Origin of the sequence: Leifsonia sp. T36S-04 (genome assembly GCF_042465655.1) — a bacterium.
GTDB lineage: Bacteria > Actinomycetota > Actinomycetes > Actinomycetales > Microbacteriaceae > Leifsonia.
Window position 1 is genome coordinate 326,648 of sequence record NZ_CP146286.1, and the last position, 25,520, is coordinate 352,167.

At 67.3% G+C, this 25,520-nt stretch carries 27 protein-coding genes and 1 tRNA gene; 21 read left to right on the forward strand and 7 right to left on the reverse strand.

What is annotated here, in order from left to right; genetic code table 11:
• The first annotated feature begins 8 nt into the window (after window positions 1-8).
• The 12 genes from folE (at window position 9) to cls (ending at window position 10,069) form a co-directional block, all read left to right on the forward strand.
• The gene (gene folE / locus P3F85_RS01565) at window positions 9-587 is read left to right on the forward strand and encodes a GTP cyclohydrolase I FolE (protein ID WP_374009513.1); all 579 of its coding nucleotides are present in this window, start codon (window positions 9-11) and stop codon (window positions 585-587) included.
• Window positions 584-1,387, forward strand: a complete 804-nt coding sequence (gene folP, locus P3F85_RS01570) for a dihydropteroate synthase (RefSeq protein ID WP_374009514.1) — start codon at window positions 584-586, stop codon at window positions 1,385-1,387. The genes folE and folP overlap by 4 nt, the downstream gene beginning before the upstream one ends.
• Window positions 1,380-1,763 carry a dihydroneopterin aldolase gene (gene folB / locus P3F85_RS01575; protein WP_374009515.1) on the forward strand — a complete coding sequence of 128 codons (384 nt, stop codon included), beginning with the start codon at window positions 1,380-1,382 and terminating at the stop codon, window positions 1,761-1,763. Before folP ends, folB begins: the two co-directional genes overlap by 8 nt.
• Window positions 1,760-2,302, forward strand: coding sequence for a 2-amino-4-hydroxy-6-hydroxymethyldihydropteridine diphosphokinase (gene folK, locus P3F85_RS01580; RefSeq protein ID WP_374009516.1), 543 nt, complete (start codon window positions 1,760-1,762; stop codon window positions 2,300-2,302). The genes folB and folK overlap by 4 nt, the downstream gene beginning before the upstream one ends.
• Entirely contained in the window at window positions 2,299-2,778 is a 480-nt protein-coding gene (locus P3F85_RS01585; RefSeq protein WP_374009517.1) for a DUF3180 domain-containing protein, read from the forward strand. Before folK ends, P3F85_RS01585 begins: the two co-directional genes overlap by 4 nt.
• Window positions 2,762-3,247, forward strand: a complete 486-nt coding sequence (locus P3F85_RS01590) for a PH domain-containing protein (RefSeq protein WP_374009518.1) — start codon at window positions 2,762-2,764, stop codon at window positions 3,245-3,247. The genes P3F85_RS01585 and P3F85_RS01590 overlap by 17 nt, the downstream gene beginning before the upstream one ends.
• Window positions 3,244-4,920 carry a PH domain-containing protein gene (locus P3F85_RS01595; RefSeq protein ID WP_374009519.1) on the forward strand — a complete coding sequence of 559 codons (1,677 nt, stop codon included), beginning with the start codon at window positions 3,244-3,246 and terminating at the stop codon, window positions 4,918-4,920. The genes P3F85_RS01590 and P3F85_RS01595 overlap by 4 nt, the downstream gene beginning before the upstream one ends.
• Complete coding sequence (locus tag P3F85_RS01600) at window positions 4,920-5,744, forward strand: Rossmann-like and DUF2520 domain-containing protein (RefSeq protein WP_374009520.1); 825 nt, start codon at window positions 4,920-4,922, stop codon at window positions 5,742-5,744. The genes P3F85_RS01595 and P3F85_RS01600 overlap by 1 nt, the downstream gene beginning before the upstream one ends.
• A gap of 39 nt (window positions 5,745-5,783) precedes the next feature.
• On the forward strand, window positions 5,784-6,656 hold the full coding sequence (gene panC / locus P3F85_RS01605) for a pantoate--beta-alanine ligase (protein WP_374009521.1): 873 nt from the start codon (window positions 5,784-5,786) through the stop codon (window positions 6,654-6,656).
• A 41-nt stretch (window positions 6,657-6,697) separates the two neighbouring features.
• Window positions 6,698-8,227, forward strand: a complete 1,530-nt coding sequence (gene lysS, locus P3F85_RS01610) for a lysine--tRNA ligase (protein WP_374009522.1) — start codon at window positions 6,698-6,700, stop codon at window positions 8,225-8,227.
• A 96-nt stretch (window positions 8,228-8,323) separates the two neighbouring features.
• Window positions 8,324-8,497 (forward strand): hypothetical protein, encoded by a 174-nt coding sequence (locus P3F85_RS01615; protein WP_374009523.1) that lies wholly within the window; start codon window positions 8,324-8,326, stop codon window positions 8,495-8,497.
• Window positions 8,498-8,605: 108 nt separating this feature from the next.
• Window positions 8,606-10,069, forward strand: a complete 1,464-nt coding sequence (gene cls / locus P3F85_RS01620) for a cardiolipin synthase (protein ID WP_374009524.1) — start codon at window positions 8,606-8,608, stop codon at window positions 10,067-10,069.
• 10 nt (window positions 10,070-10,079) lie between these two features.
• Here cls and P3F85_RS01625 read toward each other — a convergent pair whose 3' ends face one another.
• The 3 genes from P3F85_RS01625 to P3F85_RS01635 form a co-directional block, all read right to left on the reverse strand.
• Entirely contained in the window at window positions 10,080-10,493 is a 414-nt protein-coding gene (locus P3F85_RS01625; protein WP_374009525.1) for a type II toxin-antitoxin system VapC family toxin, read from the reverse strand.
• On the reverse strand, window positions 10,490-10,771 hold the full coding sequence (locus P3F85_RS01630) for a hypothetical protein (RefSeq protein ID WP_374009526.1): 282 nt from the start codon (window positions 10,769-10,771) through the stop codon (window positions 10,490-10,492). Before P3F85_RS01630 ends, P3F85_RS01625 begins: the two co-directional genes overlap by 4 nt.
• A gap of 146 nt (window positions 10,772-10,917) precedes the next feature.
• Window positions 10,918-11,892, reverse strand: a complete 975-nt coding sequence (locus P3F85_RS01635) for a pirin family protein (protein ID WP_374009527.1) — start codon at window positions 11,890-11,892, stop codon at window positions 10,918-10,920.
• 57 nt (window positions 11,893-11,949) lie between these two features.
• Between P3F85_RS01635 and P3F85_RS01640 the strand changes: the two genes are divergently transcribed.
• The 4 genes from P3F85_RS01640 to P3F85_RS01655 all read left to right on the forward strand — a co-directional run bounded on the left by P3F85_RS01640 (window position 11,950) and on the right by P3F85_RS01655 (window position 16,322).
• Window positions 11,950-12,372, forward strand: a complete 423-nt coding sequence (locus tag P3F85_RS01640; RefSeq protein ID WP_374009528.1) for a hypothetical protein — start codon at window positions 11,950-11,952, stop codon at window positions 12,370-12,372.
• A 130-nt stretch (window positions 12,373-12,502) separates the two neighbouring features.
• Entirely contained in the window at window positions 12,503-15,025 is a 2,523-nt protein-coding gene (locus tag P3F85_RS01645) for an ATP-dependent Clp protease ATP-binding subunit (RefSeq protein WP_374009529.1), read from the forward strand.
• Window positions 15,026-15,116: 91 nt separating this feature from the next.
• Window positions 15,117-15,632, forward strand: coding sequence for an amino-acid N-acetyltransferase (locus P3F85_RS01650; RefSeq protein ID WP_374009530.1), 516 nt, complete (start codon window positions 15,117-15,119; stop codon window positions 15,630-15,632).
• A gap of 63 nt (window positions 15,633-15,695) precedes the next feature.
• Complete coding sequence (locus P3F85_RS01655) at window positions 15,696-16,322, forward strand: hypothetical protein (RefSeq protein WP_374009531.1); 627 nt, start codon at window positions 15,696-15,698, stop codon at window positions 16,320-16,322.
• Here the strand turns inward: P3F85_RS01655 and P3F85_RS01660 are convergent.
• Entirely contained in the window at window positions 16,309-16,662 is a 354-nt protein-coding gene (locus P3F85_RS01660) for a YciI family protein (RefSeq protein WP_374009532.1), read from the reverse strand. The genes P3F85_RS01655 and P3F85_RS01660 overlap by 14 nt on opposite strands.
• 68 nt (window positions 16,663-16,730) lie before the next feature.
• Window positions 16,731-18,092, reverse strand: coding sequence for a DNA repair protein RadA (gene radA, locus P3F85_RS01665; protein ID WP_374009533.1), 1,362 nt, complete (start codon window positions 18,090-18,092; stop codon window positions 16,731-16,733).
• 137 nt (window positions 18,093-18,229) lie between these two features.
• Here radA and P3F85_RS01670 point away from each other — a divergent pair, with 137 nt between their 5' ends.
• A complete protein-coding gene (locus P3F85_RS01670; RefSeq protein ID WP_374009534.1) occupies window positions 18,230-19,156 on the forward strand; it encodes an alpha/beta hydrolase in 927 nt (308 codons plus the stop codon).
• On the opposite strand, the gene P3F85_RS01675 is transcribed toward P3F85_RS01670, so the two are convergent.
• The gene (locus P3F85_RS01675; protein WP_374009535.1) at window positions 19,146-19,937 is read right to left on the reverse strand and encodes an SGNH/GDSL hydrolase family protein; all 792 of its coding nucleotides are present in this window, start codon (window positions 19,935-19,937) and stop codon (window positions 19,146-19,148) included. The two genes, P3F85_RS01670 and P3F85_RS01675, sit on opposite strands and share 11 nt — an antisense overlap.
• 88 nt (window positions 19,938-20,025) lie before the next feature.
• Here P3F85_RS01675 and P3F85_RS01680 point away from each other — a divergent pair.
• The 3 genes from P3F85_RS01680 (at window position 20,026) to P3F85_RS01690 (ending at window position 23,830) form a co-directional block, all read left to right on the forward strand.
• Window positions 20,026-20,115 (forward strand) — tRNA-Ser (locus P3F85_RS01680).
• 204 nt (window positions 20,116-20,319) lie between these two features.
• Window positions 20,320-21,288: an AAA family ATPase gene (locus tag P3F85_RS01685; RefSeq protein WP_374009536.1), complete on the forward strand. Its 969-nt coding sequence runs from the start codon at window positions 20,320-20,322 to the stop codon at window positions 21,286-21,288.
• Window positions 21,281-23,830: a S8 family peptidase gene (locus tag P3F85_RS01690; protein WP_374009537.1), complete on the forward strand. Its 2,550-nt coding sequence runs from the start codon at window positions 21,281-21,283 to the stop codon at window positions 23,828-23,830. Before P3F85_RS01685 ends, P3F85_RS01690 begins: the two co-directional genes overlap by 8 nt.
• A 29-nt stretch (window positions 23,831-23,859) precedes the next feature.
• Here P3F85_RS01690 and P3F85_RS01695 read toward each other — a convergent pair whose 3' ends face one another.
• On the reverse strand, window positions 23,860-24,969 hold the full coding sequence (locus P3F85_RS01695; RefSeq protein ID WP_374009538.1) for a tyrosine-type recombinase/integrase: 1,110 nt from the start codon (window positions 24,967-24,969) through the stop codon (window positions 23,860-23,862).
• 138 nt (window positions 24,970-25,107) lie between these two features.
• Here P3F85_RS01695 and P3F85_RS01700 point away from each other — a divergent pair, with 138 nt between their 5' ends.
• A complete protein-coding gene (locus P3F85_RS01700) occupies window positions 25,108-25,506 on the forward strand; it encodes a hypothetical protein (RefSeq protein ID WP_374009539.1) in 399 nt (132 codons plus the stop codon).
• Window positions 25,507-25,520: the final 14 nt, after the last annotated feature.

The window sequence follows — 25,520 nt, forward strand, 5'->3', positions numbered from 1 at the left end:
CCGCCCGCATGACCGGGTTCGATCGCCCGCGCATCGAAGCGGCCGTCGCCGAGATCCTCGCCGCCGTCGGCGAGGATCCGTCGCGTCCGGGACTGGAGAGCACTCCGTCGCGGGTGGCCGACGCGTACGCGGAGTTCTTCGCCGGAGTCGGGCGGGACGCCGCGGACGACCTCGGCGAACCGGTGCCGCTCGAAGAGGGCCGCCAGGCCGAGACCGTCCTGGTCCGCGACATCCGGTTCCGTTCCGTCTGCGAGCACCACCTGCTGCCGTTCGTCGGCGTCGCCCACGTGGCGTACCTCCCCGGCGACACGGTGATCGGGCTGGGGCGCATCGCCCGGGTCATCGACACCATCGCGTCCCGGCCACAGGTCCAGGAGCGGCTGACGGAGCAGATCGCCGACACGATCGAGCAGGGAGCCGCCGCTCGCGGGGTGCTCGTGGTGCTCGACGCGTCGCACAGCTGCGTGACGACGCGCGGCCCGCGGCAGACCGGCAGCACGACGGTGACCGTCGCTTCTCGCGGCGCCTACACCGACCCGACGGCCCGCGCCGAGCTCATGGCGCTGATCGGACGCGGCGCCGAGTGACCCTGATCATGGGTGTCCTCAACGTGACGCCGGACTCGTTCAGCGACGGCGGCCTCTGGCTCGAGCCGGAAGCGGCGGTGGAGCACGGTCTCCAGTTGGTCGAGCAGGGTGCCGACCTGGTGGATGTCGGGGGAGAGTCCACGAGACCCGGCGCGGTGCGCGTCGACCCGGCCGAGGAGCAGAAGCGCGTCATCCCCGTCATCCGCGAGCTGGCGGCGTGCGGCGTGACGGTCAGCGTGGACACGCTCAACGCCTCCACGGCGCGCGCGGCGGTCGAGGCCGGCGCCGCCATCATCAACGACGTGTCCGGCGGTCTCGCCGATCCCGGGATGCCGGACGCCGTGCTCGACACCGGTTCGCAGTACGTCGTGATGCACTGGCGCGGGAGGCTGGACGCGGCGGACTCCCGCGCGGTGTACCAGCACACCGTGGCGGAGGTCCGTGCGGAGCTGTCCGCGCGCGTGACCGACCTGCTGCAGCGCGGGGTGGACCCGGCGAAGCTCATCCTCGACCCCGGTATCGGCTTCTCCAAGAACGCGAAGCACAACTGGCAGGTGCTCGCCGGACTCCAGGAGATCGAGACGCTCGGCTACCCGGTCCTCATCGGGGCCTCGCGCAAACGGTTCCTCGGGGCGCTCCTCCCGGACGGCGCGCCTGCCGAGGAACGGGACGCGCCGACGGCCGTCATCTCGGCGCTCGCCGCTCAGGCCGGCGCGTGGGCCGTTCGCGTTCACGACGTTCCGTCGACGCGGATCGCACTCGACGTGGTGCGGTCGTGGCAAGCTGGTCGCGATGAGTAACATCCACTCGCGGCCGACCGATTCGATCGTCCTCACCGGGCTGCGCGTGCGCGCCAACCACGGTGTGTTCGACTTCGAGCGCGCGGACGGCCAGGACTTCGTCGTCGACGTGACGGCGTGGCTCGATCTGTCGACCGCCGCACAGGCCGACGACCTCGGCGCGACCGTCCACTACGGCGAGCTGGCCGAGGAGGTGGTCGCCGCCGTCGAGCGCGACCCGGTCGATCTCATCGAGACCGTCGCCGAACGGGTCGCGGCCACCGTGCTGGCCCACGAGCCCGTCGACGCAGTGGAGGTCACCGTGCACAAACCCCAGGCGCCGATCAGCGTGCCGTTCGGCGACGTCGCCGTGCGCATCCTGAGGAGCCGGTCGTGAACGCGGCCCCGATCGGGAAACCCGTGCGGATGCGCGTCGGACTGCCCGCGGTGCTCGCCTTCGGCAGTAACCTCGGCGACCGCGCCGCGACCATCCACTCGGCCGTAGAGGCGCTGCGAGCGGAGCCCGGGGTCGACGTCCGCGCGGTCTCCCGGCTGTACGAGACCCCGGCGCTGCGGCCGGAGGGCATCGACGCCGAGGCGCCCGCGTACCTGAACGCCGTCGCCCTCGTCCGGACGCTCCTCGAGCCGCTTGACCTTCTGAAGGTGGTCAACAGGATCGAGGACGCGCTCGGCCGCGTCCGCGAGGAGCGGTGGGGCGACCGGACGATCGACATCGACATCGTCGACTTCGACGGGATCGTCTCGGACGACGACCCCCGGATCGTGCTGCCGCATCCCCGGGCCCACGAACGCGCTTTCGTGCTGGTGCCGTGGCTCGACGTCGACCCGCATGCGGTGCTCGTCGGTCAGGGCACGGTCGCCGAGCTCGCCGCACGGGCGACGGATCCGATCGAACTCTGGGAGGGCCGCTCGTGAACCGCACGCGCCCCACCTCCCTTATCGGCCTCGGCGTCGCCGGACTGGTCATCGGTTTCCTCGCGGAGCTCGCCGCGTCCAGCATGGGCGTGCCCGTGTTCATCCCTCCGCTCACGTTCCCGATCACCCTGGTCGCGGTCGCGATCATCGTCGTGGCCTTCGCCGTTCCGATCCGGCGGGCGGTCCGCGGGCGCACCGTGCGCCGCATCGACCCCTTCCAGGCGACGCGCATCGTGGTGCTGGCGAAGGCATGCAGTCTGAGCGGCTCCCTGCTCGTCGGTGCCGGAGTCGGCGTCGGTGCCTACCTGTTGTCGCGGGATGTGCTGCCCGGCGGCAACGCCATCCTGCTGACCGCGCTGGCAACGGCCGGAGCGGTGATCCTGCTCGTCGCCGGACTGGTCGCGGAGCTGTTCTGCACCCTCCCGCCCGGGGACGACGACGAACGCACGGAGAACGTCCATGTCCCAGCGGATTGACCTCAGCGTCGGAGACTGGCGGCGCGTCTCGCCGAAGTACGTCGTGGTCGTCATCGCGAGCACCGTCCTCACCGGGCTGGTGCTGGCGGCGGCGAGTATCTTCCTCTGGCTGGTGGGCGGCTGGGCCTTCGGCTGGGTGCTCCTGACGGCAATCATCGTCGTTACCGTCATCGCCCTGGTGATCGCACCGCGACGGGCACGGTCGATCGGCTACCGGCTGCGCGACGACGACCTGCTCTTCCGCCGCGGCATCATGTTCCAGCGCTTCGTCTCGGTCCCGTACGGCCGGATGCAGCTCATCGACATCAACCGCGGGCCGGTGAGCCGGATGCTCGGTCTGGCCGACCTCAAGTTCGTCACCGCGGCCGCGTCCACCGGCGTCATGGTGCCGGGGCTGCCCGAACCGGTGGCGGCCGAGCTGCGCGACCGGCTCGTCGAGCTCGCGGAGAGCAGGCGGGCGGGACTGTGAGCGCGCCGCACGCCCGCGGGCCGGAGTCCGCACCGGCGCTCTCGCAGGCGGAGCGGGCGGCCGAACGGTACACCGACGGCGAGTGGCACCGGCTGCACCCGGCGACCCCGCTGCTCCGCGGCGGCATCGTCTTCATCGCCGTGTTCGGTTTCGTCCTCTCGAACCTCCGGGAGCGGCTGATCAGCTTCTTCGTCGGCGCGCCCGACTACGGCGGCGACCCGCTCGACGCGATCTACAACCACGGGTGGGAGGGCTGGGCGCTGCTCGGCGTCGCGGTGGTGATCCTGCTCTGCCTGGGGGCCTTCTACCTGTCGTGGCGGATGCACAGCTTCCGGATCACGGGCGACGCCGTGGAGGTGCGGAGCGGCATCCTGTTCCGGACGCAGCGGAAGGCGCGGCTGGACCGCATCCAGGGCATCAACCTCGTCCGTCCGGTGATCGCGCGGCTCTTCGGGGCGGCCAAGCTCGACATCTCTGTCGCCGGTCACGATGCGAACGTGCAGCTCGCCTACCTCGGGTCGACCCTCGCGGACGGGCTGCGCGGCGACGTGCTGCGACTGGCGTCAGGAATCCGGGCGGCGGAGGCGGCGGAGGCGGCGGAAACGGCTGGGGCCGCTCCGGCGGGCGGTGCGGCCGGCGGTGCGCCCGGCGGGGTGACCGGCTCCGGATCGCGCGCGGCGGTCGTCGGCGATCTGGTCGGCCGCCGGGTGAACGAGTTCCTCGCGCCCGAACTGGACCCGAACGCGGCGCCGCCGGAGTCGGTGGTGAAGATCCCGCCGCTGCGGCTTCTCGGATCCCTCGTCCTCAGCGGGTTCACCGTCTTCGTGCTCGTGGTGGTCGCGTTCCTCGTCTGGGGCGCCTCCAGCGGCGCGCTCTGGCTGCTGATCGTCGTGCTCCCGGGTCTGATCGGCTCGGCGAGCTTCTACATCAACCGCTTCACGAAGTCGCTGCGCTACTCGATCGCGGGCACGGCGGACGGCGTCCGGGTCGGTTTCGGCCTGCTCAGCACGAGCAACGAGACGCTCCCGCCGGGGCGCATCCACGCCGTCGAGGTGCTGCAGCCGTTGCTCTGGAGGCCGTTCGGCTGGTGGCAGATCAGGATCGACACGGCCGGCCACTCGCGCGAGAAGGGCGCAGCGGGCCAGCCGAACACGACCATGCTCCCGGTGGGCGACGCCGCCGACGTGTCCCGGGTGCTGTCGCTGGTGCTGCCCGGGTTCGCGACGGACGAGCACCGCGCGCTGATCGAAGCGGGGATGGTGTCCGGCGGCCGCGACGACTTCACGGGCAGTCCCCGGCGCGCGGCGTGGATCCGGCCGCTCTCGTGGCAGCGCACCGGCTATCAGCTGGTCGATGACGCCATCCTGCTGCGGCGCGGGGTCGTCTGGCGCAGCCTCGCGATCGTCCCGCTGGCGCGGCTGCAGAGCCTCGAACTGCAGCAGGGGCCATTGGATGCCGCGCTCCGGCTCGCCGAGGCGCGCTTCCACACGGTCTCCGGTCCCGTGCATCCGCGGCTGGCCGCGATCGACGCGGAGACCGGGGTGCGGCTGTTCGAGGAGGTGTCGGAGCGTGCGGTGGCCGCGGCGGCTGCCGACCGCAGTCACCGGTGGGGCGTCGGCCCGGAGCGTGACCGCCCAGCGGGCTCCGCACACGATATCGAGGAGGAACACTGATGCTCCCGTCCGCCCGTCCCCCCTCGCAGCGTTCCGGACGGCTGGGGCTCGGCATCGTGGGCGCCGGGCGCGTCGGTCCGGTGCTCGGACTCGCGCTGGCCGGTGCCGGTCACGCGATCGTCGGCATCTCGGCGGTCTCGGACGCCAGTCGTGACCGCGCCCAGGGGATGCTGCCGTTCGTCCCCATCCTCGATGTGCCCACCGTCGTGGAACGGAGCGAACTGGTCATCCTCGCCGTGCCGGATTCGGAGCTCCCCACGCTCGTGGCCGGTCTCGCGGCGACCGGTACCTGGCAGCCCGGGCAGATCGTGCTGCACACGGCTCCCGGCTACGGGATCGACGTGCTTCAGCCGGCCGCGGCCGCCGGGGCCATTCCGCTCGCCGTGCATCCCGCGCTGGAGTTCACGGGCACGAGTCTCGATCTCACCCGGCTCGCGGAGAGCTACTTCGCTGTGACGGCTCCCGCGCCGGTGCTGCCGATCGCGCAGGCGCTCGTCGTCGAGATGGGCGGAGAGCCCGTCGTCGTGGCCGAGGCCGACCGACCGGCCTACGCGGAGGCGATCGCAACGGCGACGGCATTCTCGCGCTCGATCGTCGAGCAGTCGACCGGCCTGCTGCAGAGCATCGGCGTCGAGAATCCGGGCTCATACCTCAGCTCGCTCATCCGTTCGGCCGTCGACAACGCCCTCACCCGGGCGGGTGCGCCGACCCGGCTCGGGGTCGAGGAGGTCCTGGATGCGCTGAAGGACGGCCCGGACCAGCCGCGGCCCGGCGACGGCGGCCCTGGCGACGACGGGCGCGGCTGGTTCCTCCGCGGCGAGTAGCCTGGTTCCGGCCGGTCACTTCCGGCCGGAGGGACGGGCATGCCAGAGATCATCACCACCATCGCCGGGCTGCGGGCCCGGGTCGCCGAGGCGCGTCGGTCGGCACGCCAGGACGGCCCCGCCGACGCTCCGGTCGGTCGGGTCGTGCTCGTTCCCACCATGGGCGCCCTGCACGACGGCCATCTGCGCCTGGTGTCGCACGCCCGCGACCTCGGCGGATTCGTGGTGGTGTCGATCTTCGTCAACCCGCTGCAGTTCGGTGCGGGGGAGGATCTGGACCGCTACCCGCGCACCCTCGATGCCGACGTCGAAGCGCTCGACGGGCTCGCCGACGTCGTCTTCGCACCGACCGCCGCGGAGATGTATCCGAACGGCGCCTCCGAGACCCGGGTCTCGGCAGGGGAGTCGGGGAGCCTGTTCGAGGGCGCGTCGCGTCCCGGGCACTTCGACGGCGTCCTGACCGTCGTCAGCAAGCTCTTCAACATCGTGCAACCGGATGCCGCCGTGTTCGGTCAGAAGGACGCGCAGCAGGTCCATGTGATCGGCCGCATGGTCGACGACCTCGACCTCCCCGTCTCGATCGTGGTCGTCGACACCGTGCGCGAGGAGGACGGCCTGGCACTGTCCAGCCGCAACCGTTACCTCGGTGCGGAGGACCGGCTCGCGGCCGTCACCCTGTCGCGCGCACTCGCGGCGGGTGCGGATGCGGCGACCGGTGGTGTCTCTGCCGCTCTCGCGGCGGCTCACACGCACGTCGAGGCCGAGCCTGCGGTTAAGCTTGACTATCTCGCGATCGTCGACCCGGAATCCTTCCGCGAGGCGTCGCCTGACCACCATGGTCCCGCCCTGATGCTGATCGCCGCACGGGTCGGAACGACCCGGCTGATCGACAACAAGCGCCTCACGACGTGACCTGGACGACCAGCACCGCCACTTCGAACGGAAAGACAGCGATGACCGACGCGCAGACCACCGCGGCCGACTTGGGAGACGACCCGACCGGAGAGGCCGACGTCAGCGACCAGAAGGCCGTCCGCCTGAGCAAGCGCGAGCGCCTGCTGGCCGAGGCCGAGAGCGCTGCGGGCGGGGCGTACCCCGTCCAGGTCCCGGTCACCACGACCATCCCGGCCGTCCGCGCGAAGTGGGAGCACCTTCAGGCCGACGAGGCGTCCGGTGAGATCGTCGGCATCGCCGGTCGCGTCGTTCACCTGCGCAACACCGGCAAGCTGTGCTTCGCTGTGCTGCAGTCGGGCGACGGGTCGCGCATCCAGGTCATGGTGTCGCTCGCGGCCGTCGGCGAGGAGTCGCTCGTCGCGTGGAAGGAGCTGGTCGACCTCGGCGACCACGTCTTCGTCTCAGGCGAGGTCATCTCCAGCCGTCGTGGCGAGCTGTCCGTGATGGCCCAGGAGTGGCAGATCGCGTCGAAGGCGCTGCTCCCGCTGCCGAACCTGCACAACGAGCTCAACGAGGAGACGCGCGTCCGCGCCCGGTACCTCGACCTGATCGCCCGTGAGCAGGCGCGCAAGACCGTGCTCGACCGCGCCGCGGCCGTTGCGAGTCTCCGCCGCACCTTCGGTGAGCGCGAATTCGTCGAGGTGGAGACCCCGATGCTGCAGGTCATGCACGGCGGCGCGTCCGCCCGCCCGTTCGTGACGCACTCGAACGCGTTCGACACCGACCTGTACCTGCGGATCGCTCCCGAGCTGTACCTGAAGCGGGCTGTGGTGGGCGGCATCGACCGCGTCTTCGAGATCAACCGGAACTTCCGAAACGAGGGCGCGGACTCGACGCACTCGCCCGAGTTCGCGATGCTCGAGGCCTACCAGGCCTACGGCGACTACAACTCGATCGCCGATCTCACCCAGAAGCTGATCCAGGATGCCGCCGTCGCGATCTCCGGATCGCACGTCGTGACCTGGGCCGACGGCACCGAGTACGACCTGGGCGGCGAGTGGGACCGCATCCGGATGTACGACAGCCTGTCCGAGGCGATCGGCGAGCAGATCACGCCCGAGACCCCCATCGAGCGCCTGCGCGAGCTCGCTACCGAGGCCGGCATCGAGATCGAGCACCCGCTGGCGGGCAAGTATGTCGAGGAGCTGTGGGAGCACCACGTCAAGACCGGCCTCGTGCGCCCGACCTTCGTCATGGACTTCCCGGTCGACACGAGCCCCCTCGTCCGCGCTCACCGTTCCCGCGACGGCGTCGTAGAGAAGTGGGACCTCTACACGCGCGGCTTCGAACTGGCGACCGGCTACTCCGAGCTGGTCGACCCGGTCGTCCAGCGAGAGCGTTTCGTCGAGCAGGCCAAGCTCGCGGCAGCGGGTGACAACGAGGCGATGCGTCTGGACGAGGAGTTCTTGCGCGCTCTGGAGTTCGGCATGCCCCCGACGGGAGGCATGGGAATGGGCATCGACCGCCTGCTCATGGCCCTGACCGGGCTCGGGATCCGCGAGACGATCCTCTTCCCACTTGTGAAGTAGCGTCCGCTTGTGAAGGAGCGTCCGCTTGTCAAGGAGCGTCCGCTTGTCAAGGAGCGTCCCCTGCCTCCCAGGCGCGCGCGTTAGCATGGAGTCGTTATGAACGACGTCATCGGCGGTATCGTCTGGGCTCTCGCGCCGACCGTGCTGGTCGGCCTGCTGTTCTGGGCGATCATGCGCGCCATCGTGCGTGCCGACCGCAACGAGCGTAAGGCCTACACCCGCCTCGAGGCGGAGGAGCGGGCCCGCCGCGGCCTCTCGCCGAAGGCCTGAGCCTGCGGAGCGTTCCCCGACGGCCTGACCGGGCGCGCCCTCAGCGTCCGATACGGTATTCCTGTGGGCGCCGCTGCGTTCCGCTGCGATCACCGGAGGGGCGTGTAGATGGACACGGGGTTCTGGATCTCTGCCTCCATCGTCCTCGGCATCCTCATCGACTTCGTCATCCGCATACTCGCGATCATCATCGTTCCGCGTAACCGCAAGCCCACCTCCGCGACTGCCTGGCTGCTGGCGATCTTCCTCATCCCGTACATCGGCATCCTCTTCTTCCTGCTCATCGGCAGCTACAAGCTGCCGAAGTCCCGCCGGCAGAAGCAGGAGGAGATCAACCGCTTCATCATCGACAGCACAGAGGGCATCGAACGGGTGCGGCGGGATCACCCCTGGCCGCCGTGGCTGGAAGGCGTCGTCGAGCTCAACCGCAACCTGGGCGCGATGCCGCTCGTCGGCGGCAACCGCGCCTCCCTGAACGGCGACTACCAGGGGTCGCTGGACGCGATGACGGACGAGATCCGCACGGCGCGTCGCTACGTCCACATCGAGTTCTACATCCTGACCCTCGACAAGACGACGGCGCCCCTCTTCGATGAACTCGAACAGGCCGTAAAGCGCGGTGTCACCGTGCGCGTGCTGCTCGACCACATCGCCTCGCGGCGGACGCCCGACTACAAGCGCACCATCAAACGTCTCACTGCGATGGGTGCCAAGTGGCAGCTGATGCTCCCCATCCAGCCCTTCCGGGGCAAGTACCAGCGACCCGATCTGCGCAACCACCGCAAGCTGCTCATCGTCGACGGCCGGGTGGCCTTCATGGGTTCGCAGAACGTCATCGACCGCAGCTACAACAAGAAGTCGAACATCCGGCGCGGGCTCAAGTGGAAGGAACTCATCGTCCGCTTGGAGGGCCCGATCGTCGCCGGTCTGAACGCCATCTTCATCACCGACTGGTACAGCGAGACGAACGAGCTGCTGCGTCGGGAGACCGAGCCGATCACGGACGAGGTCGACGACAACGAGCTCGACGCGCAGGTCGTGCCATCCGGCCCGGGGTTCGCCGGCGAGAACAACCTCCGGCTCTTCCTGGCGCTGCTGTACTACGCGCAGGAGCGCATCGTCATCACCTCGCCGTACTTCGTGCCAGACGAGTCCATGCTGATGGCGATCACCTCTGCCGTTCAGCGGGGCATCTCGGTCGATCTGTTCGTCTCGGAGATCGGCGACCAGGCGCTCGTCTATCACGCGCAGCGCTCGTACTACGAAGCGCTCCTCCGGGCGGGCGTGCGCATCTACATGTACAAGGCCCCGTACATCCTTCACGCGAAGCACTTCACGATCGATGATGACGTTGCTGTCATCGGCTCGAGCAACATGGACATGCGCTCCTTCCAGCTCAACATGGAGGTCTCGCTCATGGTTCGCGGCCGATCCTTCGTAGAAGAGATGCGACGGGTCGAAGACGGCTACCGCAAAGACAGCCGTGAGCTCACGCTCGACGAGTGGATGAAGCAGCCGCTTCGCTCCACCGTGCTCGACAACCTCGCCCGGCTGACCTCCGCGCTGCAGTAGACGATCCGCGTCAAGCGGCCTGCAGTTCGCTCACCCGGCGGACCTCGCACCATCGGGTCGCCACCGAAGCAAGCCGCTCGTCGGCAGTCAAGAGCGGAAGCTCGAGCAGATGGGCGAGGGCGACGTACATAGCGTCATAGGCGCTCAGGCTGTCGCGCCATCTCCAGGCTTCGGCCCACAACGGCTCGTGCTCCATCCGCATGATGTCGAGCTGATAGAACGCGAGGATGACCTGCTCCCCGTCGTGCGCCTGTTCGGGGTGGTGCATCGCGCGTCGGCGCATGGCACTGAGGAATTCGGGATCGAGGAGATGAGGAGCGACCAGGATGCACTCGGCGAGTTCCGGATTGTCTTCGAAGGCGCGCAGGCCTTCTTTTGTCAGCAGTTCCACCAGGGCGCTGCAGTCCACGACCGTGGCCTTCACCGGTTGTCCCGGTCTTCTCGAATACCCTCGACGATCTCTTCGGTCGAGATGTCCAGCAGAGGCCGTCGCAGGTCGGCGTTAGCGGTCAGGAGCTTTGTCTGGAGGTGGCGCGATGCCTTCACTTCGCTCCAGCGCTCGTCGATACGCAGCTTTTCGGCAATCCGGGTGAGCTCTCGTCGGAGGTACTCCGAGTACGACAGCCCCTTGGCTGCTGCAGCGCTCTTGAGGCGCTGATCGACGGCTGGATCCAGGTCTCTTACTTGCACGGTGACTCCCATGGGTCGAGGATAACGGGTGACGCATGCAGATTCAAGCTTTTTGCATGCGCTCGACACCAGTCTGAGGGCGCGACGCCGGTCGCGTGCATCCCCCGGGAAAACTGTGGAAAATCGGCGACGGCCGTGCCCTGGGGACGAAACCGGGGTCAGCCGCGCGGGCGAAGCCGAACATTCGGCAGCTCCGGCGCGGGCAGTGGCGGCCCGTCGTACCCGTCGACCGTGCCGAACCGGCCATGCGCGTCGGCACCCCGGATCACGTCGTCCTGCCAGTCGCCGCGGAAAGCGACGACCTCGTCGTGGCTGCGCCCGATGAAGTTCCACCACATCACGATCTGCTCGCCCAGCGGCTCGCCACCCAGCAGCACCACCCGCGCCTCCGATTGCGCCCGGAGGGACAGGCCGGTTCGCCCGGGCGGGATGTACGCCAGGTGCGATACCGGGATACCGGAGCCCTCGACCACGACGTCTCCCGTGTCCACCAGGATGCCGTGCTCGAACGACACATCGACCGGCACCTCGATGCTCGCTCCCGCGGGAAGCACGATTTCCGCGCCCACCAGCGGCGAGAACACGGTGGCCGGTGTTCCGCTCCCCGCGAGCGCACCGACGAACGTCCGGACGGTCGCGTCCCCGATGCGCCCCACGAGCGGAGCGTGGTGCTCGAAGAACGGTGCGACGTCGCGGGATGCAGCAGGCAGCGCCACCCACAGCTGCACCCCGTGCAGTCGGGCCGTTCCGGGCGTCGACACCTCCGAGTGGCTGATGCCGTGGCCGGCCGTCATGAGGTTGAGCTCGCCCGGCCGGACCAGCGCGTGACTGCCGACGCTGTCGCGATGGTCGATCTCGCCCTCGAACAGCCAGCTGACCGTCTGCAAGCCGGTGTGCGGATGAGGCGGGACGCGCATCCCGCCGGTCGCCGACACATCGTCGGGTCCGTAGTGGTCGATGAAGCACCAGCCGCCGATGAGCGAGCGCCGGCGCTGCGGGAGGGTGCGGCGCACGGTCATCGCACGCGGGCCGCCAAGCGGGACGTCGCGCGGTTCGAGGATCTCCACACCGGCCTCGGTGAGCACGGAGGAGTCGGCCACCAGCTCGGCCGGATCGCGCTCGAGGTTGCTCATAGCGGCATCCTAGGCTTCCGCACCGCATCGCTCGGCGCACTTTCCTAGAATGGTCCCGTGCCCCGTACCTCCCGTCGCCTCGCGCCCCTCGTCGTCGCGCTCGCGACGGTCGCGGTGCTCGCCGGGTGCAGCAATGCACCGGGCCGGCCGCTCGAGGATTACACGGGCGAGCCGAAGGGCGTCGACGCGCCCGCGAGCAGCGCCGGAGGCGCCGCCTGGGCCGCCTGGCTCGAAGACGGCACGCAGTTCGCGATCGTGCTCTACGGCAGCTCGACGTGCCCGCCGAAGGTCCAGAACGTGTCCGCCACCGGCGACGCCACGATCACGGCGACCCTCGCACCCGCCCCCGGCGGGATCTGCACGCACGACTACGTGCCCCACACGACCGTTTTCGCCACACCGGACCGCATCGCGAAGAACGCCGAGGTGAAGGTCGTGCTCCCGGATACGGCGCTCAGACTCCCGGCCCGCAACGGCTGACCCTGCACAATCCGCTCACCCGCGCCAGACCCTTAACGCCCACGGCGAACAGGGCCACGAAGGCAGGGGAGCGGTGGTTACTCTCTTTGTATCGATGCCGAACCTGCAACGGTGTCGCCGAGGAGTAGACATGTTCGAGAGATTCACCGACCGCGCCCGCCGTGTCGTCGTCCTGGCCCAGGAAGAGGCCAAGATGCTCAACCACAACTACATCGGGACGGAGCACATCCTGCTCGGCCTGATCCACGAGGGTGAGGGCGTCGCCGCGAAGGCGCTCGAGTCGCTCGGCATCTCGCTGGACGCCGTCCGCGAGCAGGTCCAGGACATCATCGGCCAGGGCCAGCAGCAGCCGACCGGGCACATCCCGTTCACCCCGCGCGCCAAGAAGGTGCTGGAGCTCAGCCTCCGCGAGGCGCTGCAGCTCGGCCACAACTACATCGGCACGGAGCACATCCTGCTCGGGCTCATCCGCGAGGGCGAGGGTGTCGCCGCCCAGGTGCTCGTGAAGCTCGGAGCCGACCTCAACCGCGTCCGTCAGCAGGTGATCCAGCTCCTCTCCGGTTACCAGGGCAAGGAGCAGGTCCAGGTCGGCGGCAACGATCAGCAGACCGCGCAGGCCGGTAGCCAGATCCTCGACCAGTTCGGCCGGAACCTCACGCAGGCCGCCCGCGATAACAAGCTCGACCCCGTGATCGGCCGCGAGAAGGAGATCGAGCGGGTCATGCAGATCCTGTCGCGCCGCTCCAAGAACAACCCGGTGCTGATCGGTGAGCCGGGCGTCGGCAAGACCGCCGTCGTCGAGGGACTCGCCCAGGCGATCGTCCGCGGTGACGTGCCCGAGACGCTGAAGGACAAGCAGCTCTACACGCTCGACCTCGGGTCGCTCATCGCCGGCTCCCGCTACCGCGGCGACTTCGAGGAGCGCCTGAAGAAGGTCACGAAGGAGATCCGCACCCGCGGCGACATCATCACCTTCATCGACGAGATCCACACCCTCGTCGGCGCAGGTGCCGCAGAGGGCGCGATCGACGCGGCCAGCATCCTGAAGCCGCTTCTCGCCCGCGGCGAGCTGCAGACCATCGGTGCCACCACCCTCGACGAGTACCGCAAGCACTTCGAGAAGGATGCCGCCCTCGAGCGCCGGTTCCAGCCCATCCAGGTGAACGAGCCGTCGCTGCCGCACACGATCAACATCCTGAAGGGTCTGCGCGACCGCTACGAGGCGCACCACAAGGTGTCGATCACCGATGGCGCGATCGTCTCGGCGGCGAATCTCGCCGACCGCTACATCCAGGACCGCTTCCTCCCGGACAAGGCCATCGACCTGATCGACGAGGCCGGCGCCCGCCTGCGCCTGTCGATCCTGTCCGCGCCGCCGGAGCTGCGCGAGTTCGACGACAAGATCGCCGCCGTCCGCTCCCAGAAGGAAGCCGCGATCGAGGACCAGGACTTCGAGAAGGCCGCGAGCCTGCGCGACGAGGAGAAGAACCTCCTCGGCGAGCGTCTGCGCCTCGAGAAGCAGTGGCGCTCGGGCGACGTGAAGACCACGGCCGAGGTGGATGAGGGACTCATCGCCGAGGTGCTGGCCCAGGCCACGGGCATTCCGGTCTTCAAGCTCACCGAGGAGGAGTCGGCTCGACTCGTCTTCATGGAGAAGGCCCTGCACCAGCGGGTCATCGGTCAGGAGGAGGCCATCGCGGCGCTCTCCAAGACCATCCGCCGCACCCGCGCCGGCCTCAAGGACCCGAAGCGTCCGTCCGGCTCGTTCATCTTCGCCGGCCCCACCGGCGTCGGTAAGACCGAGCTGGCGAAGGCGCTCGCCGAGTTCCTGTTCGACGACGAGTCGGCAATGATCTCGCTCGACATGTCGGAGTACGGCGAGAAGCACACGGTCTCCCGACTGTTCGGTGCTCCTCCCGGATTCGTGGGCTTCGAAGAGGGCGGCCAGCTCACCGAGAAGGTCCGCCGCAAGCCGTTCAGCGTCGTGCTGTTCGACGAGATCGAGAAGGCACACCCCGACATCTTCAACTCGCTGCTCCAGATTCTGGAGGAGGGACGTCTGACGGACGGTCAGGGTCGCGTGGTCGACTTCAAGAACACCGTGATCATCATGACCACCAACCTCGGAACCAAGGACATCTCCGGCGGTCCCGTCGGGTTCGTCATCGAGGGTGACCCGCAGACCGGTTACGACCGGATGCGCGGCAAGGTCTACGAGGAGCTGAAGAAGAACTTCAAGCCGGAGTTCCTGAACCGTGTCGACGAGATCATCGTCTTCCCGCAGCTCGACAAGAGCGAGCTCCTGCAGATCGTCGACCTGTTCATCAAGCGCCTGTCGGCTCGTCTGCTCGACCGCGACATGACCATCGAGCTGGAGCTCCCGGCGAAGGAGCGGCTGATCGAGGTCGGGTTCGACCCGACGCTCGGCGCCCGCCCGCTGCGCCGTGCGGTCCAGCACGAGATCGAGGACCGCCTGAGCGAGAAGATCCTGCACGGCGAGCTGAACGCGGGCGACCACGTCCACGTCGACTTCGCCGACGGCGAGTTCGTCTTCACGACGAGCGCCCGCAAGGAGCCGATCGGCGCCGGGATCAACTCGGCCGCTGCGATCGGGACCGGCCCGGCGACGCCGGACCTCGCCGCGAACGACTGATTACCGCATCCACAGAACTGCCGGTGCCCCAACGGGCACCGGCAGTTCTGCGTTCGCGTGACGCCTCCCGCGCACTCGGTAGGGTGGAACGATGACTGAGAGCGGAGCAGGGTTCACCATCCGGCGCGCGCGGACCGGCGACGTCCAGCGCATCCAGGAGCTCGTGGAGCCGCTCGTGCAGCGTCGCATCCTGCTGGGCAAGGAGACCGTGACCTTCTACGAGTCGGTCCAGGAGTTCCGCGTGGCCGAGGATGCGGAGGGCCGCCTCATCGGGTGCGGCGCCCTGCACGTCATGTGGAGCGACCTGGGCGAAGTGCGCACCCTCGCGGTGGAAGACGGCTGGCTCGGCCGGGGTGTCGGCCGGGCGCTCCTGACCCGGCTGGAGACGGACGCGCGCGAGCTCGGCCTGGATCGCCTGTTCTGCCTGACCTTCGAGGTGGGCTTCTTCGCCCGGAACGGCTTCGTCGACATGGGTGCCGAGACGGTCGATCCGCAGCTGTACGCCGAACTGGTCCGCTCGCACGACGAGGGTGTTGCCGAGTTCCTCGACCTGGCGCGCGTGAAGCCCAATACGCTCGGAAACACCCGCATGCTGAAGCGTCTCTGAGTGCCGCCGTTCCGCCGGGCGCGCCTGCCGTGGTGACGGTGCCGCGCTGGTTATAGTGCGGGCATGTCGACGTTCAAGAATCCGGTCGGCCCCCAGCCGAGCAGCGTCTATTGGCGTCGCCGGCTCATCGTCCTCGTCGGCCTGATCGCCGTCGTGGTCGTCATCGTCCTCATCGTCGCGCGCCCCGGCGCATCGAACGGCGAGCCCGCACCGAAGGCTGCGGCCGGTGCCACGAACACCCCCGCTGCCACCAGCATCCCCACCAGCAGCGCGAAGGCCGACGGTCAGCCCTGCAAGCCCGCGGACGTGAAGGTCGAGGCGGTGACCGACAAGGACACCTACGCCTCCGGTGAGCTCCCGCAGCTCTCGGTCGCACTGACAAACACCGGGTCGGCCGCGTGCACCATCGATGCCGGGACGGCCCAGCAGGTGTTCACGATCACCAGCGGCTCGGAGGTCTACTGGAAGTCGACGGACTGCCAGAGCGACAAGGTGGATGCGGAAGTGCTCCTGCAGCCCGGCAAGACGATCTCATCGCAGGCGCCCATCACGTGGGACCGCACCCGCTCGGACCCGTCGACGTGTCAGGCGGACCGGCCCCAGGTTCCGGCCGCGGGTGCTTCATATCACCTGGAGACGAGCGTCGCGGGCATCAAGAGCGCGCAGACGAAGCAGATCATCCTGCAGTGACGTCCTCGCCGCGCCGGTAGGCTCCGACGATCTCGCGCACCTCGAGGCCCGAGCCGTGCCGCATCGCCGGATTCTGTCGCGCAAGGGCGAGTGCGGCATCCAGGTCCGTGGCCTCGATGATGCCGATTCCCGCGATGATCTCTTTGGTTTCGGTGTACGGGCCGTCGGTGACGCCGTCGGCGCGCAGGGCTTTCGCCGCACTGGGGGCTGCGAGCGCGTAGGCCGCGTCGAGCGCGCCTGAGCGGATGAGGTCGGCCGAGTGCCGGTCGTGTTCTGCGAGCTCCGCGTCGTCGTGCTGCGCCGTGGTGTCCGAGTGGATGAAGATGACGTACTGCGGCATGGTCGTTCCTTCCGGTGAATGGATGTTCTCACCCTGACGTCGAACGGGGGAGCCGGTATTCGACGTCGTCAGAACGCTGCGTCGAGTTCCCGTTCGCGATCGGTCGATGCGGCCGAGAAGGCGAGGCGCAGGGCTTCCCGGATGGAGGTGCTCCGGTCGTCGACGCGGGTGGTGAACCCGAGCCGGGCGGCCTCCGCCGTTCGCTGCTTGCCGCTGACGACGGGGCGGATCTCGCCGGCCAGACTGATCTCGCCGAAGGCCGCCAGGGTGTGCGGGATGGCGCGCTCGGTCGCCGCCGACGCGATGGCCAGCGCGATCGCGAGATCGGCGCCCGGTTCGGCCAGGCGCACGCCGCCTACAGTCGAGACGTAGACGTCTTTGTCGCCGAGCTTGATGCCCGCCCGGCGCTCCAGAACAGCGAGCAGCATGGCGACGCGGGACGCATCCACACCGTTCGTCACCCGCCGGGGGTTCGGTGCCGTCGTGCCGACGACGAGGGCCTGCACTTCTACCGGAAGTGGACGCCGACCTTCCATGGCGACCGTCACGCACGTGCCGGACACCGGAGTGGTCGTGCGGCTCAGGAACAGTCCGCTGGGGTCGGGGACCTCTTGGATGCCGTCGCCGGCCATCTCGAAGCAGCCGACCTCGTCGGTCGGCCCGAACCGGTTCTTCAGCGCCCGGATGAACCGGAGCGCGGTCTGCCGGTCGCCCTCGAACTGGCAGACCACATCCACCAGGTGCTCGAGCAGTCGCGGGCCGGCGATCGAGCCATCCTTCGTGACATGGCCGACGATCAGGATCGGGAGGTCGCGCTCCTTGGCGATGCGGACGAGGGCACTGGCCACTTCGCGAACCTGGCTCGGGCCGCCGACGATGCCTTCGCCGGAACTACTGGACACCGTCTGCACCGAGTCCACGATGACGAGCGACGGCTCGACCGCGTCGATCTGGGCGATGATCGTGGCGAGGTCGGTCTCGGAGGCGAGGTAGAGCTCGTCGTGGACGGCGCCGGTGCGCTCGGCGCGCATCCTGACCTGGCTGACCGACTCTTCGGCGCTCACGTAGAGGACGCGGTTGCGGGCCTGGGCCGCTCGGGAGGCGACTTCGAGCAGCAGCGTGGACTTGCCGACACCCGGCTCGCCGCTTAGCAGGATGGCGGCTCCGGGCACGATGCCGCCGCCGAGAACCCGGTCGAACTCGCCGATGCCGCTCGGACGCCGCTGCACGCTGTCGGACTGGATGCCGGAGATCGACCGCGCCTCCCTGCCGGCCACGATGGTGACGGGCTTGAGTGCGCGGAGCACACCGGTCGGCTGGGCTGTCTCAGCGACCGTGCCCCAGGCCTGGCAGTCGGGACAACGACCCACCCACTTGGCCGTCTGCCACCCGCATTCGGAGCAGCGGTAGTTGATGGACGCCTTCGGCACGGCACCTCCTCGATCGGGATCCACACTACGGGGAGCCACCGTCATCGCAGGAAGGATCGCGGGGTCCTGTGGACATCCCGGCTCCGCCGAGGCTGTGGGCACTTCTGCGCGTCGGTGGCCGAGTGCACAATGGGCCCATGGCAGACCGCACGTACACTCTCCGTTCCGGCCGGGTCGTCGGCGTGACCGGCTTCGGCGACTCCGACGCCGAGCGGATCGTGATCTTCTGCCACGCTGCGCCCGGCTCGTCGGTGTTCGATCCCGACCCGGACGCGTCCGCCGAGCGCAACGCGCACATCCTGGCCACCGATCGCCCGGGCTACGGCTCCAGCGACCCGTGGGCCGCAGGAAGCTGGCCGAGCATCGCGCAGGCCGCGGACGACATCGCGGAGTACATCCGGTCCATCGTCCTCGCCGAGAGCGTCATCGGCGTGAGCCGGCCGCGCACGATCGGCGTCGGCGGATGGTCGGCGGGCGGGCGCGTCGCGCTCGCCGTGGCCGCCCGCCACCCGCGGCTCGTGGATCGCGTCGCCATCGTCGGCACGCCCGCTCCGAACGAGGCGGTGCCGTGGATCGATCCGCAACTGCAGGCGCTGTCCGACCAACTCGGTGCGATGGCGCCCGACGAGGCGATGACCCGGCTCAGCGCCATGCTCCAGCCGCAGGCCGACGCGGTCGCTGCGGCATCCGAACCGGCGGACGTGCCTCTCGACCTGCTGGGGGTCGGTCCGGTGGATCAGCAGGCGCTCGACCGTCCCGGCGTGCGCGATCGTCTCGGCCGGATGCTGAAGGAGGCCTTCCGCCAGGGGACCGGCGGTGTCGCCGGCGACATCCTGAGCTACACCGCACGTCCCTGGGGCTTCGACCTGGCCGACGTCGCGGCGAAGACCCTCATCATCGCGGGCCAGGCGGACCCGCTCGCCGGCCACGCGCACGCCGCCTGGTACCAGAAGGCGTTGCCGGATGCGCGGATGGAGATGGTGCCCGGCGTCGGACACCTGGCGGTCGTTCCGGCGTGGGGACGCGTGCTCTCGCACCTCGCACCCGCGACGGTCAGGCGCTGAGCGCCTCCGTCTCGGCGACCTCGCCGCGCCGCGGGTAGAGCGTGCGCGCCCGCGCGCTGACGGCAGGGAGGAACGCCGACGCCCACACCCGGTAACCGTGGTCGTTCGGGTGGAACAGGTCTTCGGCGAACTGGGTGAAGATCCCGCGCAGGCCCTCGCGGCGCATCGTGTCGTGCAGCGGTACCACCTGCAGGCCGCGCGCCGCCGCCTCCTCGCGCAGGATGCGGTTGCCCTCGGCGACGAGCCGCTCGTTCCACGGCAGGAAGAAGTAGGGGAGGTCGGCCACGATCGCGTGGTCGGGCACTGCCGCGAACACCGCGCGCAGCCCGGCCCGGAAGCGCTGGGGGTCGAAGTTGGCGATATCGTTCGCGCCGATCGACACCGTCATGATGTCCGGCTGCAGTGAGGCGAACCGGGGGAGCTGGTCCGCGACGGCCAGCGCCACCGTGGCACCGGAGACGGACAGGTTGGCGACGCGCACCGAGCGTCCGGTGACCGAGCGGAGGTGGTCGGCGATCACGCCGACGTAACTGTTCTTCGGAGCGGACGCGCCGATCCCCTGCGCCGCGCTGTCGCCGATGGCCACGTAGAGCAGGTCGCCCGGGTCGTTGGCCGCATCCCGCCACCACTTGGAGTGCACCGGCAGCAGCTCGTTGAGCCGGACGCGCCCCTCGGCGACCGCCTGCCGCTTCGCCTGCACGCGTTGCCACCCGACACCGGCCAATGCGGCCGTGGCCGCGATGCTGGCTGCCGAGACGACGATACGACGGAGTGCTCCCATGCACGGAACAGTAACCCCGGCCCACCGACTCCACCACGGGCTCCTGCTCGATTGGAGACGATAGCCAGGATCGCGTACGATGGTCCGCGGTACCGTGTCCGAGCGGCCGAAGGTGCAACTCTCGAAAAGTTGTGTGGGTGAAAGCCCACCGTGGGTTCAAATCCCACCGGTACCGCCACGCAGACGCCCCGGAATCCCTTGAAAACACAGGGATCCGGGGCGTTTTACGTGGTAGAGAATGGCCGTTTGACTACATTTTGACTACATCCGCCAACGGCTAGCGAGTACGCATGACCTTGCGCACGCCGATACGCCCTCACACTATGTCGGACCCGTACGATAGAACACCAAGCAGCTAGTTCTGCGCGCAGGAGGGGACCCCATGGCCGGGCTCGGCGAGCACATAACCGCAATGGTGCGCAGCCATGCGTCGGGAGACGACGCTGCCTTCTATTCTGTCGCGCTTCAGGTCGCGGCCCGGGAGGCGAGAAGCGGCCATCATGTGTTGGCAGATGACATAAAAAAGACTGTTGACGCGTACCGAAAGACAACTCCTCGCGACAATGTGACCCGACTTTCACAACCCCGTGGCGATCTAGCGGAACTCGTTGAAGCGACGCATCCCGCTGTCAGCATTCGCGAACTGGTGGTTCCCAGTGAGCTACACGGGCAGATTAGGCACATCTTGGCGGAACAGCGACAAAGACAGACGCTGCTTGATCACGGATTTGCGCCGACCCACCGACTTCTGCTTGAAGGACCGCCGGGTACTGGAAAGACGATGACAGCTTCGGTCCTCGCGTCCGAGCTAGCGCTGCCAATGTTTACGATCCGGCTAGACGGCCTGCTCAGCAAATACATGGGCGAAACTGCCGCGAAGCTTCGCACGGTCTTTGAGGCGGTGGCGGAGCGACGCGGCGTTTACCTCTTCGACGAGTTCGATGCCCTAGGCGCTGATCGAAGTGGTAACGACGTCGGCGAAGCGCGGCGAATCTTGAATTCATTTCTGGTGTTTCTTGAAGAGGCTAGCGCTGAGTCAATTGTCGTAGCTGCAACTAATCATCGCTCCATCCTTGATCGGGCGCTTTTCCGGCGTTTCGATGCAGTGTTGACGTACCAACTTCCTGACGCGCGACAGGCCGTATCTGTAATCAAGGCCCGCCTAGGCTCACTAGCGTCGGGGCTTAGCCTTGTGAAACTTAGCCAGCACACGAGCGGACTAAGCCATGCCGACCTCGTAAAAGCCGCAGAGAGCGCCGCCAAGAGAGCGCTTATGCGCGGCGACTCAGCCGTTACACGCGAAGATCTGATCCTTGCGCTAGATGCCCGTAAGCAGGCAAGCGTTGAGTGATGCCTCGCGGCCGCTTGATCACCTTTACGTTACTGATCGGGCCGCAAATGAGAATCTGACGCGAGGTGGGCAGGGCAACCCGAAGATTCGTCCTGTTGAGCACCGGGCACATGGCCTTGCTATTCGCGGCGAACTCGAGTCAGCGTTCTCGGCCGTTGACGAGGTGCGTCTTGCAGCCGCGATGGACGCAAGTGAGCTTGAAGCGCTTGGAACAATCATCGTGCTCGAAGGAGCCGACGCAGCGTATCCACTCAAGGTCGAATCGCTCGATCACTTCAGTGCCCACAGGAGAACGCCGAAGAGGCCGATGTGGTTGCTGTTATCGGTCCAGCCGGCCACTCAGACGGAGCCCGAGCGGGCAACAGTCTGGGTGTCCGACGACTACAGGGACAAGTTCCTAAAGTTATTCGAGGACTACCTGACGAAGGTATCCACGAGAGGCGCACAGGACAGGTGGACGACGCCGGACGGAAACCCAGCCAACCAGGCATTGATCGCAAACATCGCTCGGATCAGGCAGGCGGTCCTTCGGGATCTGTGGACCTCTGAGGGCGACCCGCCAGAGCGCGGTTCTCATTGGTGGGAGCTGTGGCTAAGCAACTCCGTCGAGAGCGCAGAAGCGTTTGATGCCTTCGTCTCGACACATGAGCTGCGCGTAGTACATCGGTCACTGGCGCTGCGAGATCGACTTGTCGTGTGGGTGCACGCTCGCTGGGATCTGCTCCAGGTACTCCCATTCACGAAGGTTTTGGTCGGCGAGGTTCGCCGCCCAGAATTCGTCGAGACGATCGAAGACCTTCCGACCGAAGGACAAGACGAGTACGTCGAAGATCTTGCCGCCAGAGTGGTGGCCGCGCCTCTTGATGCGCCGGCAGTTGCACATCTCGACACGGGGGTCCTTCGCGGACACGTGCTGCTTCGGGATTCCCTTTCCTCCAGCGACATGCATACTGTAATCGGCACCGATGCAAGTGACGTCCAAGGACATGGAACGAGCATGGCCGGGCTGGCCCTATATGGCGATCTTGGCGGTCTCCTTGAGTCGACCGATTCAGTGAGATTGGCCCATAGACTGGAATCGGTGCGACTAGTGCCAGGTACCAGTGAGCCCGAGACGGATCCTCTGGACTTCGGTACGGTCACGGCAGATGCGATCTCGTTGACCGAGATTGCAGCCTCGCGTCCACGGGTCTTCTGTCTTCCTTTGAGTACTTCTCCAGACAGACCTGGGGAGCCGACCCTCTGGTCTTCCACGATTGACGCTTTGGCCGTGGGCACTCCGGTCGTTCGTGATGGAGATCAGCTGCAGTTGATGGCAGCACCCGAGCCAGAAGCATCCCGTTTGATAATCGTCGCAGCTGGAAACGTGGACAGTTATCACTCGGACCATCGATTGGAGTCAGACACGTCTCCGATCGAGGACCCAGCGCAGTCATGGAATGCGCTGACCGTCTCTGCGTTCACGAACCTTGCGGCTGCGCCTACCCACCCCGATTATCAAGGCTGGCGTCCGATGGCTAACGCCGGCGAATTGTCACCCCATAGCCGAACTTCGCGACTGTACTCCGGCCGCAAATGGCCAATCAAGCCTGACATCTGCATGGAGGGCGGCAACGTCCTGACAGACGGAGGGGCGGGCTTTGAAGACAGGCACCCGCTGCTTTCGTTGCGATCCACTGGGCACTCAAGTGATCTTGCGCTGACCTCGGCAAATGCAACGAGCGCAGCAAGTGCGCAAGCGGCACGACTGGCAGCAATCGCGATGAGCCGCTACCCGGCGTACTGGCCGGAAACGGTGCGGGGTCTTCTGACACACTCCGCGCATTGGACCTCTCCGATGAAGTCGGAAATCGAAGCAGAGTCAGGCAAGACTGCACGTCAGTCACTCTTGCGTCGCTATGGATGGGGAGTTCCGACTGAAGATTCTGTGCTCAACTCGTCCGGCCAAGCGGTGACTATGGTCACACAGGACGAGTTCGTACCATTCGCAGGATCGAGCTACAGCATGCGCCACTTTAGGTTGCATTCGCTCCCGTGGCCCCGAGCGGCACTCGAAGACTTGGGTGAAGAGGACGTCACGCTGCGCATCACACTCTCCTACTTCATCGAGCCTTCTGCGTCGCGCCGTGGCTGGCGACAGCGGTACTCATATGCATCTCACGGCCTTCGATTCGATGTCCAAGGCCCTCTGGAATCGCAGCGGGATTTCGTCCGACGCGTGAATCGTGACGCCGGATTAGATGAAGAGGGCGGGAGTCGAAGCGGATCAACGACCGATCGCTGGTTGGTCGGACCCAACCAACGCAATCTGGGTTCATTGCATCAGGACGAATGGACTGGGACCGGGCTGGAGCTAGCCGCGTCAGGCTCGATTGCTATCTACCCAGTCGGCGGGTGGTGGAAGAACAATGGCCGCGCAGATCGTAGATCACGCGACGTTCGTTATGCGCTGATTGTGTCGCTTCGGACTCGCAGCAGCGATATCGACCTATACACGCCAATCGCTAATGAGATCGGCCTTCCGACCGCAATCCTGGTGTAGATGGTGAGCTAAGCAGTCAATGTCGAGCCTCATCGGTGCAATCCTTCAGCCGCAGTTCGAGCAGCGTCCAGGGCAATGGCTACAGCGTCGAGATCGTCATCAAAGAGGTCTGCGTATGTGTCGAGAGTCATCGCCGCGGACGAATGGCCGAGCATCCGCTGCACAGCCTTGACATTGGCTCCGGCGCTGATAGCCAGGCTCGCGGCGGTGTGCCGTAGGTCATGGATCGTGACACGTGGGAAGTTCTTGTCGAGGGCCTGTGATCGCGCGATCGCAGAGACGTACCAACCACGGCGACGATCTGGTTGGTGCAGGTAGCTGTCCCCGTCGCCAAAGACCAGTTGCGATGGGGTCTTGTTCTCGGTGAGTGCCGCTAGGAGCGGAACGAGGAAGGGCGGAAACGGGACGCTGCGAGCTTCGCCCGTCTTCGGTGTGCCGACATGGATCGTGCCCGAGACCTCTACTGCATTCGCGTGTACGTCGACACGTCGGCGATTCAGATCCACATCGCTCACATGGAGGGCGATCGCTTCGCCCCAGCGCAGGCCTGTGTAGGCAAGAAACAGAACCATGGTCCGGTGCTTCTTCGCGTTGTCTGCGAGAAGATCAACTTGCGCGTGGCTGAGGTACTTGTGTTTTCCCTTGAGCTTGCGAGGAAGGTTGACGCCGCGCGCCGGGTTCGACGGGATTCGGCGATCCATCACGGCGGTGTCAAGGATGCCAGCGAGCACACCATAAGCGCGGAGGACCGTTGTCGCCGAGCGCGGCTTGCCGTCGCCTTTCGTGAAAGCAGTTACCCAGTTCTGCACCTCTGAGTGACGGATTTCGCCCACCGGGCGACTGCCCCATTTGGGCTCGACGTGCAGCCGCCAGGCGATCTCGATAGGCCTGAGCGACGAGGGCTTCAGATGGTGTTGGTTGGCCAGCCATTCGGCACCGAGGGCGCCGATTGTTGATCGAGAGGCACGAGCGTCGAGGAACTCGCCTCGAGCTTTCGCGACTTCGACGGAAGCCAGGAAGAGCTCGGCGTCCCGTTTCGTTCGGAAGCCGCGTTTGCCGGTGAGGTCTCGCTCTGGTGTTCGGTACTGGACGCGGTAACGCTTGCCGCCGGCCGTTTCGTACGCGTGAATGCTCCCCATCCCTCACCTCCAATCGCCGATCGAGGCTTTGCGCTGCGATGAGATGGGTGGCGTTAGGTTACGTGCAAGCGCCGACATCCGGCCTTCCGGAGAAGGAACACAGGTGGCGGGGACGGGAGTCTCGGGCAGACTGGTCCTGTGGAACGGCAGCCTCCGGACCCGAAGCCTTGGGGTGCTTCGGACAATGAAGCAATCGAACTGTGCCGCGAGTGGATGATCTATCTCGGCGCCGGGGACACCGTCGTGGCTTCCGGAGCCGCGGTTCAGGCCTGCGACCTCTACAGTGCGAAGTTCCTTGCCTGGGTTGAGAACCGGGCGGCCAATCTCGAAATCGAGCGAGTGAATCGAGCGGCGACGGTGTCTGCAGCGAACGGGCGTCCTGCGCTGATCTTCGTCAGGCACGGTGTGCTCCCGGACGCCCGCGAGAGGGCCGATGAACTCGGGGTCGCAGTCTTCGGTTTCGATCCGAAGGGCGGCACTCTCGATGGCGTCAACTTGCTCGGGCGGGCGTTGAGCGCGAAGGGTTTGAGCGCGTAGAACTGTCAGTCGGT

What these genes read in the sequence shown, in the direction of transcription:
- folE (WP_374009513.1), top strand. Translation starts at nt 9, where the DNA reads ATGACCGGGTTCGATCGCCCGCGCATCGAAGCGGCCGTCGCCGAGATC.
- folB (WP_374009515.1), top strand. Translation starts at nt 1,380, where the DNA reads ATGAGTAACATCCACTCGCGGCCGACCGATTCGATCGTCCTCACCGGG.
- P3F85_RS01590 (WP_374009518.1), top strand. Translation starts at nt 2,762, where the DNA reads ATGTCCCAGCGGATTGACCTCAGCGTCGGAGACTGGCGGCGCGTCTCG.
- P3F85_RS01600 (WP_374009520.1), top strand. Translation starts at nt 4,920, where the DNA reads ATGCTCCCGTCCGCCCGTCCCCCCTCGCAGCGTTCCGGACGGCTGGGG.
- panC (WP_374009521.1), top strand. Translation starts at nt 5,784, where the DNA reads ATGCCAGAGATCATCACCACCATCGCCGGGCTGCGGGCCCGGGTCGCC.
- lysS (WP_374009522.1), top strand. Translation starts at nt 6,698, where the DNA reads ATGACCGACGCGCAGACCACCGCGGCCGACTTGGGAGACGACCCGACC.
- P3F85_RS01615 (WP_374009523.1), top strand. Translation starts at nt 8,324, where the DNA reads ATGAACGACGTCATCGGCGGTATCGTCTGGGCTCTCGCGCCGACCGTG.
- cls (WP_374009524.1), top strand. Translation starts at nt 8,606, where the DNA reads ATGGACACGGGGTTCTGGATCTCTGCCTCCATCGTCCTCGGCATCCTC.
- P3F85_RS01630 (WP_374009526.1), bottom strand. Translation starts at nt 10,771, where the DNA reads ATGGGAGTCACCGTGCAAGTAAGAGACCTGGATCCAGCCGTCGATCAG.
- P3F85_RS01635 (WP_374009527.1), bottom strand. Translation starts at nt 11,892, where the DNA reads ATGAGCAACCTCGAGCGCGATCCGGCCGAGCTGGTGGCCGACTCCTCC.
- P3F85_RS01645 (WP_374009529.1), top strand. Translation starts at nt 12,503, where the DNA reads ATGTTCGAGAGATTCACCGACCGCGCCCGCCGTGTCGTCGTCCTGGCC.
- P3F85_RS01650 (WP_374009530.1), top strand. Translation starts at nt 15,117, where the DNA reads ATGACTGAGAGCGGAGCAGGGTTCACCATCCGGCGCGCGCGGACCGGC.
- P3F85_RS01655 (WP_374009531.1), top strand. Translation starts at nt 15,696, where the DNA reads ATGTCGACGTTCAAGAATCCGGTCGGCCCCCAGCCGAGCAGCGTCTAT.
- P3F85_RS01660 (WP_374009532.1), bottom strand. Translation starts at nt 16,662, where the DNA reads ATGCCGCAGTACGTCATCTTCATCCACTCGGACACCACGGCGCAGCAC.
- P3F85_RS01670 (WP_374009534.1), top strand. Translation starts at nt 18,230, where the DNA reads ATGGCAGACCGCACGTACACTCTCCGTTCCGGCCGGGTCGTCGGCGTG.
- P3F85_RS01675 (WP_374009535.1), bottom strand. Translation starts at nt 19,937, where the DNA reads ATGGGAGCACTCCGTCGTATCGTCGTCTCGGCAGCCAGCATCGCGGCC.
- P3F85_RS01685 (WP_374009536.1), top strand. Translation starts at nt 20,320, where the DNA reads ATGGCCGGGCTCGGCGAGCACATAACCGCAATGGTGCGCAGCCATGCG.
- P3F85_RS01695 (WP_374009538.1), bottom strand. Translation starts at nt 24,969, where the DNA reads ATGGGGAGCATTCACGCGTACGAAACGGCCGGCGGCAAGCGTTACCGC.